Genomic DNA, 15,581 nt, shown 5'->3' with positions numbered 1-15,581 from the left:
CCCTTAGCGGGCATGTTCGTCTGATGACAAGCAAGTTGCGAGCAGAAGCCGCAAGCAGATAACGCAAGCAGGAAAGAGGAGTCCACATGCCCGTCAATCTTCCGCTGCCCCAGGCAGAGAACCTGAAATCCGTCGCCGGCGTGGAGCTGGGCTGGGCCGAGGCGGGCATCCGCAAGGCCAACCGCAAGGACGTGCTGGTGGTGCGCGTGGCCGATGGCAGCACCGTGGCCGGCGTCTTCACCAGCAACCGCTTCTGCGCCGCGCCGGTGCAGGTCTGCCGCGAGCACCTGGCCGCTGGCAAGGGCATCCGCGCGCTGGTGGTCAACACCGGCAATGCCAACGCCGGCACCGGCGAACCGGGCCTGGCCAATGCCCGCGCCAGCTGCGACGCGCTGGCAGCGCAACTGGGCATCGCCGCCGAGCAGGTGCTGCCGTTCTCGACCGGCGTGATCCTGGAACCGCTGCCGGTCGACCGCCTGGTGGCCGGCCTGCCCGCCGCCATCGCCAACGCGAAGCCGGACAACTGGCTGGCCGCCGCCGAAGCCATCATGACCACCGACACGCAGCCCAAGGCCGCGTCGCGCACGGTGCAGATCGACGGCAAGACCGTGACGCTGTCGGGCATCAGCAAGGGCGCCGGCATGATCCGCCCGAACATGGCGACCATGCTCGGCTTTATCGCCATGGACGCCGCCGTGGCCCAGCCGGTGCTGCAGGCGCTGGTCTCCTACGCCGCCGACCATTCGTTCAACAGCATCACCATCGACGGCGATACCTCGACCAACGACTCGTTCGTGCTGATCGCCACGGGCAAGTCCGGCGCCGTGGTCGAGCGCGCCGAAGGCCCTGCCTTCGAGGCGCTGCGCGACGCGGTGACCGCGCTGGCGCAGGAACTGGCGCAGATGATCGTGCGCGACGGCGAAGGCGCCACCAAGCTGATGACCATCCGCGTCGAAGGCGGCAAGGACGTCGCCGAGTGCCGCCAGATCGCCTATGCGGTGGCGCACTCGCCGCTGGTCAAGACCGCGTTCTATGCGTCGGACCCCAACCTGGGCCGCATCCTGGCCGCGGTCGGCTACGCCGGCGTGACTGACCTCGACGTCGGCCGCGTCAACCTGTGGCTGGACGATGTCTGGGTGGCCCGCGACGGCGGCCGCAACCCCGACTACCGCGAGGAAGACGGCCAGCGCGTGATGAAGCAGGCCGAGATCACCGTGCGCATCGCGCTCGGCCGCGGCAAGGCCGAAGCGACGGTCTGGACCTGCGACCTGTCGCACGACTACGTGTCGATCAACGCGGATTACCGCTCATAACTGCCAGCAACACGCTGACCCCTACTGCCACACGCCCCTGCCATGTCTGACCTCGCCGCCCGCCTCGACAACTTCCTCGCCCGACTCGAACAATGGCTGCCGCCGCAACTGAGCGACGCCGACTGGCAGGAGGCCGTGGCGTTCCGCTGGCGCAAGCGGCAGAGCCTGTTCGGCAATATCGGCTACCTGCAGCCGGTGCGCCAGCTGCCGCCGATCCACCTGGACGACCTGAAGAACATCGAGCGCCAGAAGGACGCCATCGTCGCCAACACGCGCCAGTTCGTGAGCAAGCTGCCGGCCAACAACGTGCTGCTGACCGGCGCGCGCGGCACCGGCAAGTCGTCGCTGATCAAGGCCTGCCTCAATGCCTTCGTCAGGGACGGGCTGCGGCTGGTCGAGGTGGACAAGGATGACCTGGGCGACCTCGGCGATATCGTCGAGCTGGTTGCGCAGCGCCCCGAGCGCTTCGTGATCTTCTGCGACGACTTGTCGTTCGAAGAAGGCGAGTCGGGCTACAAGTCGCTCAAGTCGGCGCTGGACGGCTCGGTGGCGGCGCAGTCGGACAACGTGCTGATCTACGCCACCTCCAACCGCCGGCACCTGCTGCCGGAGTACATGAAGGACAACGAGACCTACCGTCACACCGACGATGGCGAGATCCATCCCGGCGAAGTGGTGGAAGAGAAGATTTCGCTGTCCGAGCGCTTCGGGCTGTGGCTGTCGTTCTACCCGCCCAAGCAGGACGAATACCTGGCCATCGTCGGCCACTGGCTCAGGCACTTCGGCTGCACCGACGAGGACATCGCCGCGGCGCGCGGCGATGCGCTGGTGTGGGCGCTGGAGCGCGGCTCGCGCTCGGGCCGCGTGGCGTGGCAGTTTGCGCGCGACTGGGGCGGCAAGCATGGCAAGCCTTATATCGCCGACGTGGACGGCGACGCCAAGGCATGAGCGCATCCATGCAAAGCCCCGCAGACACGGCCGGCAATTCTCCGCGCAAAGTCACCGAGGTCGCCGTGGGCGTGATAGTGCAGCCCGACGGCCGCTTCCTGTTGGCGCAACGCCCTGCGGGCAAGCCCTACGAGGGCTATTGGGAATTCCCCGGCGGCAAGCTGGAGCCCGGTGAGTCGGTGGAGGCAGCACTGGCCAGAGAACTCCATGAAGAGCTGGGCCTTGATGTAACGCAATGCGAGCGCTGGCACATCCTTGAACATGACTACCCGCACGCCTATGTGCGGCTGTACTTTTGCAAGGTCACGGCCTGGCGGGGCGATCCCATCGGCCGCGAAGGCCAGGCCTTCTCCTGGCAGCAGACGCCCGTGACAGTCGGGCCGCTGCTGCCCGCCACCATCCCGGTGGTGGAATGGCTTGCCGAGGAAGCGCGCGACAGCTGACCTTGCCCTTTGCCGCCGGTGGGCTGCGCCTGCTGGACGAGGGCGCCAACTTCTGGCTGTCGGCCGGGGCCTCGGTGGTGCGGCTGTCGACGCGCTTCTCGCTGGCGCTGGAACATGCCGAGCGACGCGGCACGCTGCTGGCCTCGGGCCTGATCGTGGGGGAAAGCCTGGTCGGGGTGATGCTGGCCGCGCTGATCGGCCTGTCGGGCAAGGATGCGCCGCTGGCGCTGGTCGGGGCCGGGTTTGAAGCGACCGCGCAGTGGCTGGGCCTGGCGGTGTTCGCGCTGGTGTGCGTAGGCTTCTACCGCCGCGTGCTGGCGGCGGCGCACTGAACCACGGGGGACGCTGAAGGCGCGGGCGCTTCAGTCGTCCTCGTCTTCAGGCTGGTCGGCGGAGGTCTCGCCCGGCTTGCCGCCGATCACGTATTTCTCGGACGCCCAGGCGCCGAGATCGATCTGCTTGCAGCGCTCGGAACAGAAGGGGCGGAATTTGTTGTCGGGCACCCAGGCCACCTCGGTGCCGCAGGTGGGGCATTTGACGACAGCAGGCATAGCGTTCAGCGCAGGCTTCAGAAATTGCAGAGTTTCAGCAGGAACGGGATATCCGCATCGACCGAGCGTGGGCGCAGGTCGCCGTCCTGCTGCGTGAAGCGCACCCACAGCATGTACTTGTTGGCGCTCATCTCGGGGATGAAGGCCAGCAGCGAGTCATCCAGGTAGACCTGCATCAGCTGGTAGCTGCGCCCGGACAGCATCTGCTGGTAGCTGCCGCCGGTGGCGATCACCTTGCCGCTCTGGCCGGCTTCGCGCAGCAGGCGCAGCACGATGGTGGTGCCCATGCGCAGCGACAGCAGCGGACGTACCCACTTCAGGATATCGGCGCGGCGGTCTTCGGCAGGGCGGTGCTGCCAGGCATAGTAGGCCGGCAGGTCGAACTCGCAGGTGCCGCCGGGAATGATCGCGCGGCTGCGGATGCTGGTCAGCCACTCATTGTCGGCCAGCAGCTGGCCGGCCTTGCCCACGGTCTGGTTGAGCATGGCGATGCCTTGCTCGATCTCGCCGATGACGGCGTCCAGCGCCTCCTGGTCGATCTGCGGGCTGGCGCGCAGCGGCGCCAGTGCCTGGCGCTGGCGTTCCAGTTCCTTGATCAGGTCGGTCTTGAGGTCGGCGCGGCCGGCCACGTCGATGATCTCGAACAGCGTGGTCAGCGCGACATGGTGCTGGTGGGCATGATCCTGGCCGAGAAAGTACTCCAGCCGATCGAACAGGTCCTCCAGGCGCAGGAGTGTCCTGATGCGTTCGTTGAAAGGGTATTCGTACAGAATCAAGTGCAATGTCCGTGCAGGGCGTCGGGCGCTTCAGGATCGGCCCGGTGCAGAATGAGGCCCGGGAAATGCCGGAAGGGGCGATATATGGCGGGCGGTTGCCGGCAGTATGCGGTGATTTCCCCGCATATTCCAGCGCATTCTATGCGAGACACGGGCCGAGGACAATGTCGCGTGCATGATGCCATGCGCTGGCGCGCCGGGTTGCGCGTTATGGATGGACCCTGGCCGCCGCCGACAGTTCACGATAGTAGCGGTCGAGCCGGTCGACCTGGTCCACCAGCGCCTCCACCGGGCCGTCGTTGTCGATGACGTCGTCGGCACATGCCAGGCGCTCGGCGCGGGTGGCCTGTCTGGCCATGATGGCCTGCACCTGCTCGCGGCTGAAGCCGTTGCGCGACATCACGCGCGCTACCTGGGTGGCTTCGGTGCAGTCCACCACCAGCACGCGGCCCACGCGCTCGCGCCATGAGCCCGATTCCACCAGCAGCGGCACCACGTAGATCAGGTAGGGATGGTCGCCGGCATCGCGGATCGCGTGGGCGCGCTCGGTGGTCAGTGCACGGATCAGCGGGTGGGTGATGGCTTCAAGCCGCGCCTTGGCTGCGGGGTCGGCAAACACCAGTGCGCGCATCGCGTCGCGGTCCATGGCGCCGTCGGGACGCAGGCAGGCCGGGCCGAAGGCCTCGACCAGCGCCGGGATGGCGCGCCCGCCCGGGGCGGTGATCTCGTGCGCGAGCAGGTCGGTGTCGATGATCGCGGCACCGCGCGCGGCAAACATGTCGGCCACGCGGGTCTTGCCGCTGCCGATGCCGCCGGTCAGTCCGATTTCCAGCATGTGAGGCTCTGTTGACGATGTTGCCGCAACGATACCAGCTTCAGCGGAGATCGTCGGACACCGTCATGGCCATGCAAACAGCGGCAGCACGCCGGTGCCGAACAGCAGCACCACCACGCCGGCCAGCGCGATGAAGGGCCCGAACGGGAACGGCGTGTCGCGCTCCTGGCGGCGCAGCGCGATATTGGCCAGCCCGAACAGCACGCCGACCACCGACGACAGCAGCACCAGCGCGGGCAGCGCCTGCCAGCCGAACCAGGCGCCCAGCGCCGCCATCAGCTTGAAGTCGCCAAAGCCCATGCCTTCCTTGCCGCGCACCAGCCGGAACAGCCAGTAGGCCGTCCACAGCACCAGGTAGCCGGCAGCAGCGCCGATCACGGCGTCGGGCAGCGCCACGAACACACCGCCCAGGTTCAGCAGCAGGCCCAGCCACAGCAGCGGCAGGGTGATCTGGTCCGGCAGCAGTTGCGTATCGGCATCGATCATGGTCAGCGCCAGCAGCGCCCACACCAGTACCAGCGCGGCCAGGGCCTGTCCGCTGGGGCCGAAGCGCCACGCCGCCAACGCGCTCAGCACGCCACAGGCCAGCTCGACCAGCGGATAGCGCACACTGATCGGCGCCTTGCATGCCGAGCAGCGCCCGCGCAGGAACAGGTAGCTCAGCACCGGCACGTTCTCCCACGGCGCAATCGCGTGGCCGCAATGCGGGCAGGCCGAGCGCGGCACCATCAGGTTGTAGCGGCCGGGGTAGGGCAGCGGGTCGCCGCGCAGCTCGGCGATATAGTTGGCCTCGTCGCGCTCCATCATGCGTGGCATCCGGTGGATGACCACGTTGAGGAAGCTGCCGACCACCAGCCCGAGCAGCGCGGCGGCCGCCACCAGGAAGGCGGGCGGCAACGCCGCCAGCGCCTCGACCAGCGGCGCGCCGCCGGTGGAGGCCGACGAAGGGTAGGGAGAAGCAGACCACGCAGGCAACATCGCTTACACCACCTGTCCCAGCTTGAAGATCGGCAGGTACATCGCCACCACCATGCCGCCGATCAGCACACCCAGCACCACGATGATCAGCGGCTCGATCAGGCTGGAGATCGCGGCGACGGCATCGTCGACCTCGCGCTCGTAGAACTCCGCCACCTTCAGCAGCATGTTGTCCAGCGCGCCGGACTCCTCACCGATCTGCGTCATCTGCAGCACCATGTTGTCGAACACATGGGTGGCCTGCATCGCGTTGGTCAGGCTGGTGCCGATGCGCACCGATTGCTCGATCTCGCGCGTGGCGTCGTAGTAGACCCAGTTGCCGGCCGCGCCGGCCACGGACTCCATTGACTCCACCAGCGGGGTGCCGGCGGCGAACATGGTGGCCAGCGTGCGGGTCCAGCGCGCGATCACGGCCTTGCGGAACAGGCTGCCGAAGATCGGCAGCTTCAGCAGCGTGCGGTCGGTGGCGCGCTGCACCTTCTCCGATTTCTTCAGTGCGCGCAGGTAGAAGGAGATGCCGGCCACCGGCACCCCGATCACCAGGTACCAGTACTGGACAAAGAAGTCCGAGATGGCGATCACCAGCAGCGTCGGCGCCGGCAGGTTGGCGCCGAAGCTGGAGAACACGCCCTTGAACGCCGGGATCACGAACAGCATCAGGATCACGGTCACGGCAAAGGCCACCGTCAGCACCGCGATCGGGTAGATCATCGCCGACTTGATCTGGCCTTTCAGCGCGATGGTCTTTTCCATGTAGAGCGACAGGCGCTCCAGCAGCGAGTCCAGGATACCGCCCTGTTCGCCGGCATCGATCAGGTTGCAGTACAGCGTATCGAAGTACTTCGGATGGCGCCGGAATGCCGCGGCCATGCTGCTGCCGGCCTCGATGTCGAAGCGGATGTCGGACAGCAGCTGGGTGAAGTTGGGATTCACGTGGCCACGCGCGATGATGTCGATCGACTGCAGCAGCGGAATGCCGGCCTTGAGCATGGTCGACAACTGCCGGGTGAAGTAGGCGATGTCCTTCTCGGTGATCTTGCGCCCGCGCGCGGCCTTGCGCTTCTTCAGCTTGACGATGGTCAGGCCCTGCTTGCGCAGCGTGGCGGTGACCTCGGCCTGGTTCTCGGCGCGCAGTTCGCCGGTGAAGGTCTTGCCCTTGCGGTCCTTGCCTTCCCACTCAAAGATGTACTGGGTGGGTGCCTTGCGCCCCTTCCCTGATTTCGCCCGTGACGGTGCCGCCGTCCGGGCACTCGCCGCTGGTGCACGCGTCGCCATGATATTGACCCCCGATGTAAATGACGCTTGTTCTGCGTCTTGTATTTACGTTGTGTCCTGCTTCCCTAAGTGTTTGTTGTCGCCAGCACTTCTTCGAGTGACGTGACGCCCTGCTTCACCTTCAGCAGCCCCGCTTCGCGCAACGATAGCACGCCGTCCTTGCGCGCCTGCTCGGCGATCTGCAGTGCCGTTCCGTGCGTCAGGATGATCTCCTGCATGGCCTCGGTGATCGGCATGACCTGGTAGATGCCGCAGCGGCCCTTGTAGCCGGTGCCGTTGCAGCGCTCGCAGCCGACCGGGTGGTAGGGCTGCCAGCTGCCGTCCAGGTCTTGTTCGCGGAAGCCCGCCTCCAGCAGCGCCTCGCGCGGGATCTCGCCCTCGCGCTTGCAGGTGCACAGCCGCCGCGCCAGCCGCTGCGCGGTGATCATCAGCACGCTCGAGGCAATATTGAAGGCCGCCACGCCCATGTTCATCAACCGCGTCAGCGTGGTCGGCGCATCGTTGGTGTGCAGCGTCGACAACACCAGGTGACCGGTCTGCGCGGCCTTGATCGAGATGTCGGCGGTTTCCAGGTCGCGGATTTCGCCGACCATGATGATGTCCGGGTCCTGCCGCAGGAACGAACGCAGGGCCGCGGCAAAGGTCAGGCCCGCCTTGTCGTTGACGTTGACCTGGTTGATGCCGGGCAGCTGGATTTCCGCCGGGTCCTCGGCGGTGGAGATATTGATGTCGCCCTGGTTGAGCAGGTTCAGGAAGGTGTACAGCGACACCGTCTTGCCGCTGCCGGTGGGGCCGGTCACCAGCACCATGCCGTAGGGGCGCTTGATCACGTCCAGCAGCAGCGCCTTCTGCTCGGGCTCATAGCCGAGCTGGTCGATGTCGAGCTTGTCGGACGAAGATTCCAGGATCCGCATCACGATCTTCTCGCCGAACAGCGTCGGCAGCGTCGACACGCGGAAATCCACTGCCCGCTCGACCGTCTCCTTGGCGTCCTTGTCCTTGGGCAGGGCAATCAGCAGCTTCATGCGGCCGTCCTGCGGCACGCGCTTTTCAGAAATATCCAGGCGCGACAGCACCTTGATGCGGGTGGCGATCTTGTCGCGGATGTCCAGCGGCGGGCGCGCGACCTCCTGCAGCACCCCGTCCACGCGGAAGCGGACGCGGTAGAAAGTCTCGAACGGCTCGAAGTGCAGGTCGGACGCGCCGCGATGGAAGGCCTCGGTCAGCAGCTTCTGCAGGAAGCGCACCACCGGGGCGTCGTCGATATTGTCGGCGGTGGTGCGGTTGCGCTGGTTGCCGGCCGCGGCCACCGGATCGTATTCGATCATCTTGCGCTCGGCCTGCACCGGCGAGATGTTCTTCAGCGTGCCCAGGGCCTCGCCGGCGGAGCGCACGTGCTTCATCAGCTTGTCGTGCTCGACCACCACCGCTTCGACCGGCAGCTTGTACTTTTCCTTGATCGCATCCAGCCCGGCCTGGTTGGACGGGTCGGACATCGCCAGCACCAGCCGGTTCTCGCGCCGGCCCAGCGGCAGCAGCCGGTGCGCGTGGAATTCACGGTTGCCGGCCAGCAACGGCGGCACCTTGGTCAGGTTGTACTGGGCCAGGTCCAGCAGCGGCAGCTGGTACTTGTCCGCGGCAAACAGCGCCAGGTCGTGCGCGCTCATGGTGCCGCTGCCGACGATCTCGTCGATCAGCTGCGACTGCTTTTCACGCGCGGCCTGCTCCAGCTGAGCAAGCAGGGCGGGCGCGATACGCCGGCTCTGGGCCAGGGCAAGACCGAGTGTCATGGCAGGTGCGCTGTGCGGTGCGGTTAGGCGGTGGCGGATGCCACGCAGGCGGGGCGGACGGACCCACGTCCCCGGATCGGGGCAGTTTGCCGCCGGGGTCACTTTTTGTAAAGCCGACGCGGGCGCGGTGTTGGCGTTTGCGCGACACGGGCGCAACCCTACTTGCGCGGGGAAGAAGCGGCGTTTCAGGCAGCTTCCTTGCGAGCGGGGTGGTGTCCTTTTGAGAGGAATCCCTGCCCTCGCCTTTTCAATTGCCACCTTCCGGCGGCTGGTGCGCGACGGCAAGCTCGCGCCCCATGCGGAAGTGGGTCGTAGCCAGCTGTTTTCCGCGGCCGACCTGAAGGCATTCAAGCGTCAGCGCAAGGCGATCAAGGGATGAGTTGCCGGAGGATCGGGGAGGGGGGCAGAAAGACAAAAGGCCGAACCAACTGACGTTGATTCGGCCTTTTAAATCTGGTCGGGGTGAGAGGATTCGAACCTCCGGCCTCTACGTCCCGAACGTAGCGCTCTACCAGGCTAAGCTACACCCCGATTTGGTTTGCTGGCAAACGTCTGACCGTCTGCAGCAAAGAATGTAAGTTTAGCAGCGTTTTTTGGGGAATGGAAGGGGGCGAGGAAAATCGCCGTTCAGCCCGCTTCCGCTGCCTTCCCCGCGGTTGCGTCAGGACTGCCGTTGCAATGAGAACGCGCAGAGCTGGATCAGGGTTTCCTTCAGTTCCGACGGCGGGAACTGCCGTGCCGCTTTTTCGGCGGCTTCAGCCTCGCGCCGTGCGGCTTCGAAGGTGACGTCCAGCGCGCCGCTGGCGTGGATTGCGGCAAACACGGCATCGAAATGCTCGGTGCCGCCTTGCACGATGGCGTCGCGCGCGAGCTGGCGCTGTTCGGGCGTGCCGTGTTCCAGCAGGTGCAGCAGGGGCAGGGTGGGCTTGCCTTCGCGCAGGTCGTCGCCGGCGTTCTTGCCCATCTGCTCGGCGCTGGCGGTGTAGTCCAGCATGTCGTCGATCAGCTGGAAGGCGGTGCCAATGCGGCGGCCATACTCTGCCGCCGCTTCTTCCATCTGGGCGTCGGCGCCGGCCAGCACGGCGCCGAGTTGCGCTGCGGCCTCGAACAGCTTGGCGGTCTTGTAGCGGATCACCTGCAGGTAGCGTTCGACGGTGACGTCGGGGTCGTGCATGTTCAGCAGCTGCAGGACCTCGCCCTCGGCGATCACGTTGGTCGCGTTGGACAGGATCTCCATGATGCGCATGCTGCCGGCATCGACCATCATCTGGAACGCGCGCGAATAGAGGAAGTCGCCCACCAGCACGCTGGCGGCGTTTCCGAACACGGCATTGGCGGTATCGCGCCCGCGCCGCAGCTCGGACTCGTCGACCACGTCGTCGTGCAGCAGGGTGGCGGTGTGGATGAACTCCACCACGGCGGCCAGCTCATGGTGGCGGTTGCCGTCGTAGCCCATCGCGCGCGCTGTCAGCAGCAGGATCACCGGGCGCAGGCGCTTGCCGCCGGCACCGATGATGTATTCGCCGATCTGCTCGATCAGGGGGACTTCAGAAGACAGCCGCTGGCGGATAACAGCATCGACCGCGCGCATGTCTGCAGCGACCGGGGCAAGCAAGGCAGTGGCGGAAGGCTGGGACAAGATGATCACCGTTACGCAAAACCGGACGATTATATGCGATGCGCGTAGCGTTCTACGTATGGCGCGTTTCTAAAGATTCGCGCTCAGGGTATGCGCTCAGGGTGTTCGCAAGGCGCGCAACTATAATGCAGCCATGAACAAGCCCGTGCCTCGCCGCCACCTGCGCCGCACCGCCCTTTGGGTGGCGTTTGCTGCACTGGCGGGATTCCTGCTCGCCGACCTGACCTGAGCCAGGGCGCGGCCCCATTGTGGCGATGCCGCCGCACACAGGCTATGTGCCTGTTTTCTTTGCCCTTTTCCCGGATCTCGTTTACAATTCCCGGTTTCCTCCGGTAGCTGCGCTCGCTTTGCGGGTTCTGACCGGCGGGAGATAACCGGGCCGCACTGAGCCCATCCAGGCGCCAGGCCGTGCGATTGACCGGCCGCGCAGGGTGCGCCAGTGCCGGCATACGGCGTTTTATTCACATCCGAGAGGTTCGACAATGTACGCGGTCGTAAAAACCGGCGGCAAGCAATACAAGGTTGCTGCTGGCGAAAAACTGAAAGTAGAACAGATACCGGCAGACATTGGCGCAGAAATCACGCTCGACCAGGTGCTCGCAGTGGGCGCCGGCGACCAAATCAAGTTTGGTACGCCGCTGGTTAGCGGGGCTTCCGTCAAGGCTACCGTTATCTCCCAAGGTCGTCACGACAAAGTGAAGATCTTCAAGATGCGCCGTCGCAAGCACTACCAGAAGCGTCAGGGCCATCGTCAGAATTACACCGAACTGCGCATCGAAGCGATCGTTGCCTGATCGATCGAGCGTAACCAGGTAAAGCGACAGGAGTAAGACATGGCACAGAAAAAAGGCGGCGGTTCCACGCGGAACGGCCGTGATTCCGAATCGAAGCGTCTGGGCGTGAAGGTGTTTGGTGGCCAGGCCATCAACGCCGGCGGCATCATCATCCGCCAACGCGGTACCCGCGTGCATGCCGGCGACAACGTCGGCGTGGGCAAGGACCACACGCTGTTTGCCCTGGTGGACGGCCACGTGCAGTTCGCCGTCAAGGGCCCTGCCAAGAAGCAGCAAGTCAGCGTCGTTCCGGCGGCCTGATAACAGCCTTTGCAGGATGAAGGCCCCGCAACCCTTGCGGGGCCTTTTCTTTTCTGGCGACAATGTCAGTTCGCCAGCCCGGTTGGAGGCTTCCAGCCGCTGATCCGCCGATCCATCACGGAAACCCATCATCATGAAGTTCATAGACGAAGCCCGAATCGAAGCCATCGCCGGCAACGGCGGCAATGGCAGCGCCTCGTTCCGGCGCGAGAAGTTTGTGCCCTTCGGCGGCCCGGATGGTGGCGATGGCGGCCGCGGCGGCAGCGTGTTCGCCGTGGCGGACCGCAACATCAATACGCTGATCGACTTCCGCTACGCCAGGAAGCACGTGGCCCGCAACGGCGAGAACGGCCGCGGCTCCGACTGCTACGGCGCGGCGGGTGAGGACATCACGCTGCGCATGCCGGTGGGCACGCTGATCACCGACATGGACACTGGCGAAGTCATCGCCGACCTGACCGAGCACGGCCAGCGCGTGTGCCTGGCCGAAGGCGGCATGGGCGGCTGGGGCAACCTGCATTTCAAGTCCAGTACCAACCGCGCGCCGCGCCAGCAGGTGGACGGCAAGCCGGGCGAGCGCCGCATGCTCAAGCTCGAACTCAAGGTGCTGGCCGACGTCGGCCTGCTGGGCATGCCCAACGCCGGCAAGTCGACCTTTATCTCGCATATCTCCAACGCGCGCCCGAAGGTGGCGGACTATCCGTTCACCACCCTGCACCCGAACCTGGGCGTGGTGCGCGTGGACCATGAGCAATCGTTCGTGGTTGCCGACATTCCCGGCCTGATCGAAGGCGCGGCCGAAGGCGCGGGCCTGGGTCACCAGTTCCTGCGCCACCTGCAGCGCACCGGCCTGCTGCTGCATATCGTCGACCTGGCACCGTTCGACGAGGCAGTCGACCCGGTGTCCGAGGCCAAGGCCATCGTCAACGAGCTGAAGAAGTACGACGAAACCCTGTACGACAAGCCGCGCTGGCTGGTGCTGAACAAGCTCGACGTGGTTCCCGAGGACGAGCGCGCGGCCCGCGTGAAGGATTTCATCAAGCGCTACAAGTGGAAGGGGCCGGTGTTCCAGATTTCGGCGCTGACCGGCGAAGGCTGCCGCGAGCTGATCTACGCGATCAAGGACCACCTGCAGGCGATCAAGGCCGAAGAAGCCGCGGCGCTGGCCGAGCCGGACATCCGGCTGGACGAGCGCCTGCACAACGTCGACCAGGGGCCGGGCGAGGCATAAGCCGGGGCCGCCGCTGGCGCCCCACCACAGAAGAATACCCACGGACAATTCGGGCGCGGCGCCCGCCGCCGGCTGCCCGGGAGACAGGATTCCCGTCATGCAATCGGTCATCGCGCAGGCAAAGCGCATCGTCGTCAAAGTCGGCTCCAGCCTGGTCACCAACGACGGCAAGGGGCTGGACCACGACGCCATCGCCCGCTGGGCGGCCCAGATCGCCAAGCTGCGCGTGGCCGGCAAGGAAGTGGTGCTGGTCAGCTCCGGCGCCATCGCCGAAGGCATGCAGCGCCTGGGCTGGGTGCGCCGCCCGAAGGAAATCCATGAGCTCCAGGCCGCCGCTGCCGTCGGCCAGATGGGCCTGGCGCAGGTCTATGAGAGCCAGTTCGACCGCTACGGCATCCGCACCGCGCAGGTGCTGCTGACCCACGCCGACCTGGCCGACCGCGAACGCTACCTCAACGCCCGCTCGACCCTGCTCACGCTGCTGTCCCTGGGCGTGGTGCCGATCATCAACGAGAACGACACCGTGGTCACCGACGAAATCAAGTTCGGCGACAACGACACGCTGGGCGCGCTGGTGACCAACCTGATCGAGGGCGACGCGCTGGTGATCCTGACCGACCAGCGCGGCCTGTACACCGCCGACCCGCGCAAGGACCCGGCCGCGCAGTTCGTGGACGAGGCCCTGGCCGGCACCCCCGAGCTGGAAGCCATGGCCGGCGGCGCCGGCACGTCGATCGGGCGCGGCGGCATGCTGACCAAGATCCTGGCGGCCAAGCGCGCGGCCAAGTCCGGTGCCCACACCACCATCGCCTCCGGGCGCGAGGCCAATGTGCTGGAGCGCCTGGCCGCGGGCGAGGCCATCGGCACTCAGCTGCTGGCGCCGACCGGGCGGCTCACGGCGCGCAAGCAATGGATGGCCGACCACCTGCAGCTGCGCGGCCGGGTCGTGATCGACAACGGCGCGGTCGAGAAGCTCACCAGCGGCGGCAAGTCGCTGCTGCCGATCGGCGTGACAGAAGTGCAGGGCGAGTTCGCCCGCGGCGAGGTGATCGCGTGCGTCGACGCGCAGGGCAAGGAGGTGGCGCGCGGCATCACCAACTATTCCAGCGCCGAGGCGCGGCTGATCGCGCGCAAGCCCTCGTCCGAAATCGAGTCCGTGCTGGGGCACCTGAACGAGCCCGAACTGATCCATCGCGACAACCTGGTGCTGGTCTGACGGGCGTACAGGCCGGGCGCAAATAAAAACGGCGGGGCTGCCAGGCAGTCCCGCCGTTTTTTTATGTCGACGCTGCGCGCTTCAGCGCTTGCGCGGCGCGCGCGATTGCAGGTCGCGCACCATGGCGTCGGCGGTGCCGGCCACAGTACGGCCCTCGCAGAAGAAATCGATCGCCAGCGTGGCGGCATAGGCATTGCGCACGCCAGTCTCCATGCGGTGCCAGGTCTCGCCGTAGTCGCTGCTGTTGGGCACCCAATCCGTCGCGCCCCTGGGCAGCGTGGCGTAGAGCTTGCGCTCGAACGCATCGCAGCGCAGGCCTTCGAAGGTCACGTTGCGCGCGCCGCTCTGGCTGGTGGTGACGACCGTGTAGCGCACCACGTTGTCCTTGCCGACCGAGACCGACTTGCCGTCCACCGCGAACGACAGCGAGCCGGTGCCCGCCACCGAGAACGGGATCAGGTTGGCGTCCTGCGGTGGTGCCGGCAGCATCGCCTTGGCCTCTTCAAAGGTCTTGGGCGCGAACGGGTTGAGCCAGGTGCTTTCTTCCTCCGCCATCTCCTTGCCGGTGGTCTTGCAGCCGGCCAGCGCAAGGCTGGCCGCGGCAATCAGCAATCCGGCAGCGGTCAGGCCGCGGCGGCGGCCCAGGCCGGTGAAACTAGTCATCAGTGCTCCGTGAGGTGGAAACCGGCGTTGCCGGTGAATCGTGCTCGGTCGCGTGCGCGGCCTCGGCATTGCAGTCGGCGTCGGCCTGTTGTGCCTGCTGGGCACGGCTGAGCGCCTGGCTGCGCGGCCCGCCATGCCGGCCATGCATGCCGTGGGGGCCGTGCGTGCCGTGTGTGCCATAGGGACTCAGCGGCACACGCGCGTGCCGGTTCAGGAAGCGGGACAACTCCGTCAGCGCCAGCTGGTAGACATCGCGCTTGAACTCGATCACCGCCTCCAGCGGCACCCAGTAATGACTCCAACGCCAGGCGTCGAATTCAGGGTGCTCGGTGGCACGCAGATGGATGTCACAGTCCCTGCCGGCCATGCGCAGCAGGAACCAGATTTGTTTCTGGCCCTTGTAGTGGCCGCGGATCTCGCGGCGGATGAACTTGTCCGGCACCTCGTAACGCAGCCAGTCGCGCGTGCGACCGACGATCCTGACGTGCTCCGGAAGCAGGCCGATTTCCTCATGCAGTTCGCGGTACATGGCCTGTTCAGGCGTTTCGCCGTACTTGATGCCACCTTGCGGGAACTGCCAGGAGTGTTCGCCGATTCGCTTGCCCCAGAAAACCTCGTTTCGTGCGTTGAGGAGGATGATGCCGACGTTCGGGCGAAAGCCTTCACGATCGAGCATGACTGCACCTCGAATCCTTTAGAATTACGCTGATTATAAAGGAAGCGCGCAGCCGGGCCCGGACCGGGGGATGCTGGTTTTCCCCGAGCGGAAGGGCAGTTTCAGGCGCGTGCCCACAATTCAGCGCCGCCGGCCCCCGGATTTTGCCGGGAC

17 protein-coding genes, 1 tRNA gene and 1 pseudogene are annotated in these 15,581 nt (G+C 66.2%); 9 read left to right on the top strand and 10 right to left on the bottom strand.

Going from position 1 to position 15,581, the window contains the following annotated elements; translation table 11 throughout:
* Positions 1–86 precede the first annotated feature (86 nt).
* The 4 genes and pseudogenes from argJ to AC3WLF_RS10435 all read left to right on the top strand — a co-directional run.
* The gene (argJ, locus tag AC3WLF_RS10450) at positions 87–1,313 is read left to right on the top strand and encodes a bifunctional glutamate N-acetyltransferase/amino-acid acetyltransferase ArgJ (RefSeq protein ID WP_492320375.1); all 1,227 of its coding nucleotides are present in this window, start codon (positions 87–89) and stop codon (positions 1,311–1,313) included.
* A gap of 42 nt (positions 1,314–1,355) precedes the next feature.
* Positions 1,356–2,261 carry an ATP-binding protein gene (locus tag AC3WLF_RS10445; RefSeq protein WP_492320374.1) on the top strand — a complete coding sequence of 302 codons (906 nt, stop codon included), beginning with the start codon at positions 1,356–1,358 and terminating at the stop codon, positions 2,259–2,261.
* Positions 2,258–2,704, top strand: a complete 447-nt coding sequence (locus AC3WLF_RS10440; RefSeq protein WP_492320373.1) for an NUDIX domain-containing protein — start codon at positions 2,258–2,260, stop codon at positions 2,702–2,704. The genes AC3WLF_RS10445 and AC3WLF_RS10440 overlap by 4 nt, the downstream gene beginning before the upstream one ends.
* Positions 2,705–2,826: 122 nt before the next feature.
* Positions 2,827–3,036: pseudogene (locus tag AC3WLF_RS10435) on the top strand (OPT family oligopeptide transporter); the annotation flags it as partial.
* Between the two features lie 30 nt (positions 3,037–3,066).
* Here AC3WLF_RS10435 and AC3WLF_RS10430 read toward each other — a convergent pair.
* The 6 genes from AC3WLF_RS10430 to pilB form a co-directional block, all read right to left on the bottom strand.
* On the bottom strand, positions 3,067–3,255 hold the full coding sequence (locus AC3WLF_RS10430; protein ID WP_013958063.1) for a DNA gyrase inhibitor YacG: 189 nt from the start codon (positions 3,253–3,255) through the stop codon (positions 3,067–3,069).
* Positions 3,256–3,272: 17 nt separating this feature from the next.
* A complete protein-coding gene (gene zapD, locus AC3WLF_RS10425; protein ID WP_010814754.1) occupies positions 3,273–4,031 on the bottom strand; it encodes a cell division protein ZapD in 759 nt (252 codons plus the stop codon).
* 208 nt (positions 4,032–4,239) lie between these two features.
* Positions 4,240–4,866 carry a dephospho-CoA kinase gene (gene coaE / locus AC3WLF_RS10420; protein WP_010814753.1) on the bottom strand — a complete coding sequence of 209 codons (627 nt, stop codon included), beginning with the start codon at positions 4,864–4,866 and terminating at the stop codon, positions 4,240–4,242.
* A gap of 63 nt (positions 4,867–4,929) precedes the next feature.
* Positions 4,930–5,844: a prepilin peptidase gene (locus AC3WLF_RS10415; RefSeq protein WP_492358174.1), complete on the bottom strand. Its 915-nt coding sequence runs from the start codon at positions 5,842–5,844 to the stop codon at positions 4,930–4,932.
* A 3-nt stretch (positions 5,845–5,847) separates the two neighbouring features.
* Complete coding sequence (locus tag AC3WLF_RS10410) at positions 5,848–7,119, bottom strand: type II secretion system F family protein (RefSeq protein ID WP_492320370.1); 1,272 nt, start codon at positions 7,117–7,119, stop codon at positions 5,848–5,850.
* A 65-nt stretch (positions 7,120–7,184) separates the two neighbouring features.
* The gene (gene pilB, locus AC3WLF_RS10405; RefSeq protein ID WP_492353051.1) at positions 7,185–8,909 is read right to left on the bottom strand and encodes a type IV-A pilus assembly ATPase PilB; all 1,725 of its coding nucleotides are present in this window, start codon (positions 8,907–8,909) and stop codon (positions 7,185–7,187) included.
* A 220-nt stretch (positions 8,910–9,129) separates the two neighbouring features.
* Between pilB and AC3WLF_RS10400 the strand changes: the two genes are divergently transcribed.
* Complete coding sequence (locus AC3WLF_RS10400) at positions 9,130–9,288, top strand: hypothetical protein (RefSeq protein WP_492320368.1); 159 nt, start codon at positions 9,130–9,132, stop codon at positions 9,286–9,288.
* Between the two features lie 75 nt (positions 9,289–9,363).
* Here AC3WLF_RS10400 and AC3WLF_RS10395 read toward each other — a convergent pair.
* Positions 9,364–9,440, bottom strand: a tRNA-Pro gene (locus tag AC3WLF_RS10395).
* 130 nt (positions 9,441–9,570) lie between these two features.
* The gene (gene ispB, locus AC3WLF_RS10390) at positions 9,571–10,500 is read right to left on the bottom strand and encodes an octaprenyl diphosphate synthase (protein ID WP_492358184.1); all 930 of its coding nucleotides are present in this window, start codon (positions 10,498–10,500) and stop codon (positions 9,571–9,573) included.
* A 530-nt stretch (positions 10,501–11,030) separates the two neighbouring features.
* Here ispB and rplU point away from each other — a divergent pair.
* The 4 genes from rplU (at position 11,031) to proB (ending at position 14,089) form a co-directional block, all read left to right on the top strand.
* A complete protein-coding gene (gene rplU / locus AC3WLF_RS10385) occupies positions 11,031–11,342 on the top strand; it encodes a 50S ribosomal protein L21 (protein WP_006576525.1) in 312 nt (103 codons plus the stop codon).
* 39 nt (positions 11,343–11,381) lie between these two features.
* On the top strand, positions 11,382–11,642 hold the full coding sequence (gene rpmA, locus AC3WLF_RS10380; RefSeq protein ID WP_010814747.1) for a 50S ribosomal protein L27: 261 nt from the start codon (positions 11,382–11,384) through the stop codon (positions 11,640–11,642).
* A 133-nt stretch (positions 11,643–11,775) separates the two neighbouring features.
* The gene (gene obgE / locus AC3WLF_RS10375) at positions 11,776–12,873 is read left to right on the top strand and encodes a GTPase ObgE (RefSeq protein ID WP_492320367.1); all 1,098 of its coding nucleotides are present in this window, start codon (positions 11,776–11,778) and stop codon (positions 12,871–12,873) included.
* Positions 12,874–12,970: 97 nt separating this feature from the next.
* Positions 12,971–14,089, top strand: a complete 1,119-nt coding sequence (proB, locus tag AC3WLF_RS10370; protein WP_492320366.1) for a glutamate 5-kinase — start codon at positions 12,971–12,973, stop codon at positions 14,087–14,089.
* Positions 14,090–14,170: 81 nt separating this feature from the next.
* Here the strand turns inward: proB and AC3WLF_RS10365 are convergent, their stop codons facing one another.
* Positions 14,171–14,752: a CNP1-like family protein gene (locus AC3WLF_RS10365; RefSeq protein WP_492356125.1), complete on the bottom strand. Its 582-nt coding sequence runs from the start codon at positions 14,750–14,752 to the stop codon at positions 14,171–14,173.
* The gene (locus AC3WLF_RS10360; RefSeq protein ID WP_010814743.1) at positions 14,745–15,428 is read right to left on the bottom strand and encodes an RNA pyrophosphohydrolase; all 684 of its coding nucleotides are present in this window, start codon (positions 15,426–15,428) and stop codon (positions 14,745–14,747) included. The genes AC3WLF_RS10365 and AC3WLF_RS10360 overlap by 8 nt, the downstream gene beginning before the upstream one ends.
* Positions 15,429–15,581 lie beyond the last annotated feature (153 nt).

The sequence above is a fragment of the Cupriavidus sp. FW306-01-F10A genome, assembly GCF_058782785.1.
The sequence above is the reverse complement of the archived record's forward strand: the minus strand, read 5'-3'. Positions and strand labels throughout refer to the sequence as shown.

Bases quoted from the DNA above. Each gene is read 5' to 3' on its own strand.
- argJ (WP_492320375.1), top strand. From the start codon at position 87: ATGCCCGTCAATCTTCCGCTGCCCCAGGCAGAGAACCTGAAATCCGTC.
- AC3WLF_RS10445 (WP_492320374.1), top strand. From the start codon at position 1,356: ATGTCTGACCTCGCCGCCCGCCTCGACAACTTCCTCGCCCGACTCGAA.
- AC3WLF_RS10440 (WP_492320373.1), top strand. From the start codon at position 2,258: ATGAGCGCATCCATGCAAAGCCCCGCAGACACGGCCGGCAATTCTCCG.
- AC3WLF_RS10430 (WP_013958063.1), bottom strand. From the start codon at position 3,255: ATGCCTGCTGTCGTCAAATGCCCCACCTGCGGCACCGAGGTGGCCTGG.
- coaE (WP_010814753.1), bottom strand. From the start codon at position 4,866: ATGCTGGAAATCGGACTGACCGGCGGCATCGGCAGCGGCAAGACCCGC.
- AC3WLF_RS10415 (WP_492358174.1), bottom strand. From the start codon at position 5,844: ATGTTGCCTGCGTGGTCTGCTTCTCCCTACCCTTCGTCGGCCTCCACC.
- AC3WLF_RS10410 (WP_492320370.1), bottom strand. From the start codon at position 7,119: ATGGCGACGCGTGCACCAGCGGCGAGTGCCCGGACGGCGGCACCGTCA.
- pilB (WP_492353051.1), bottom strand. From the start codon at position 8,909: ATGACACTCGGTCTTGCCCTGGCCCAGAGCCGGCGTATCGCGCCCGCC.
- ispB (WP_492358184.1), bottom strand. From the start codon at position 10,500: ATGCGCGCGGTCGATGCTGTTATCCGCCAGCGGCTGTCTTCTGAAGTC.
- rplU (WP_006576525.1), top strand. From the start codon at position 11,031: ATGTACGCGGTCGTAAAAACCGGCGGCAAGCAATACAAGGTTGCTGCT.
- rpmA (WP_010814747.1), top strand. From the start codon at position 11,382: ATGGCACAGAAAAAAGGCGGCGGTTCCACGCGGAACGGCCGTGATTCC.
- obgE (WP_492320367.1), top strand. From the start codon at position 11,776: ATGAAGTTCATAGACGAAGCCCGAATCGAAGCCATCGCCGGCAACGGC.
- proB (WP_492320366.1), top strand. From the start codon at position 12,971: ATGCAATCGGTCATCGCGCAGGCAAAGCGCATCGTCGTCAAAGTCGGC.
- AC3WLF_RS10365 (WP_492356125.1), bottom strand. From the start codon at position 14,752: ATGACTAGTTTCACCGGCCTGGGCCGCCGCCGCGGCCTGACCGCTGCC.
- AC3WLF_RS10360 (WP_010814743.1), bottom strand. From the start codon at position 15,428: ATGCTCGATCGTGAAGGCTTTCGCCCGAACGTCGGCATCATCCTCCTC.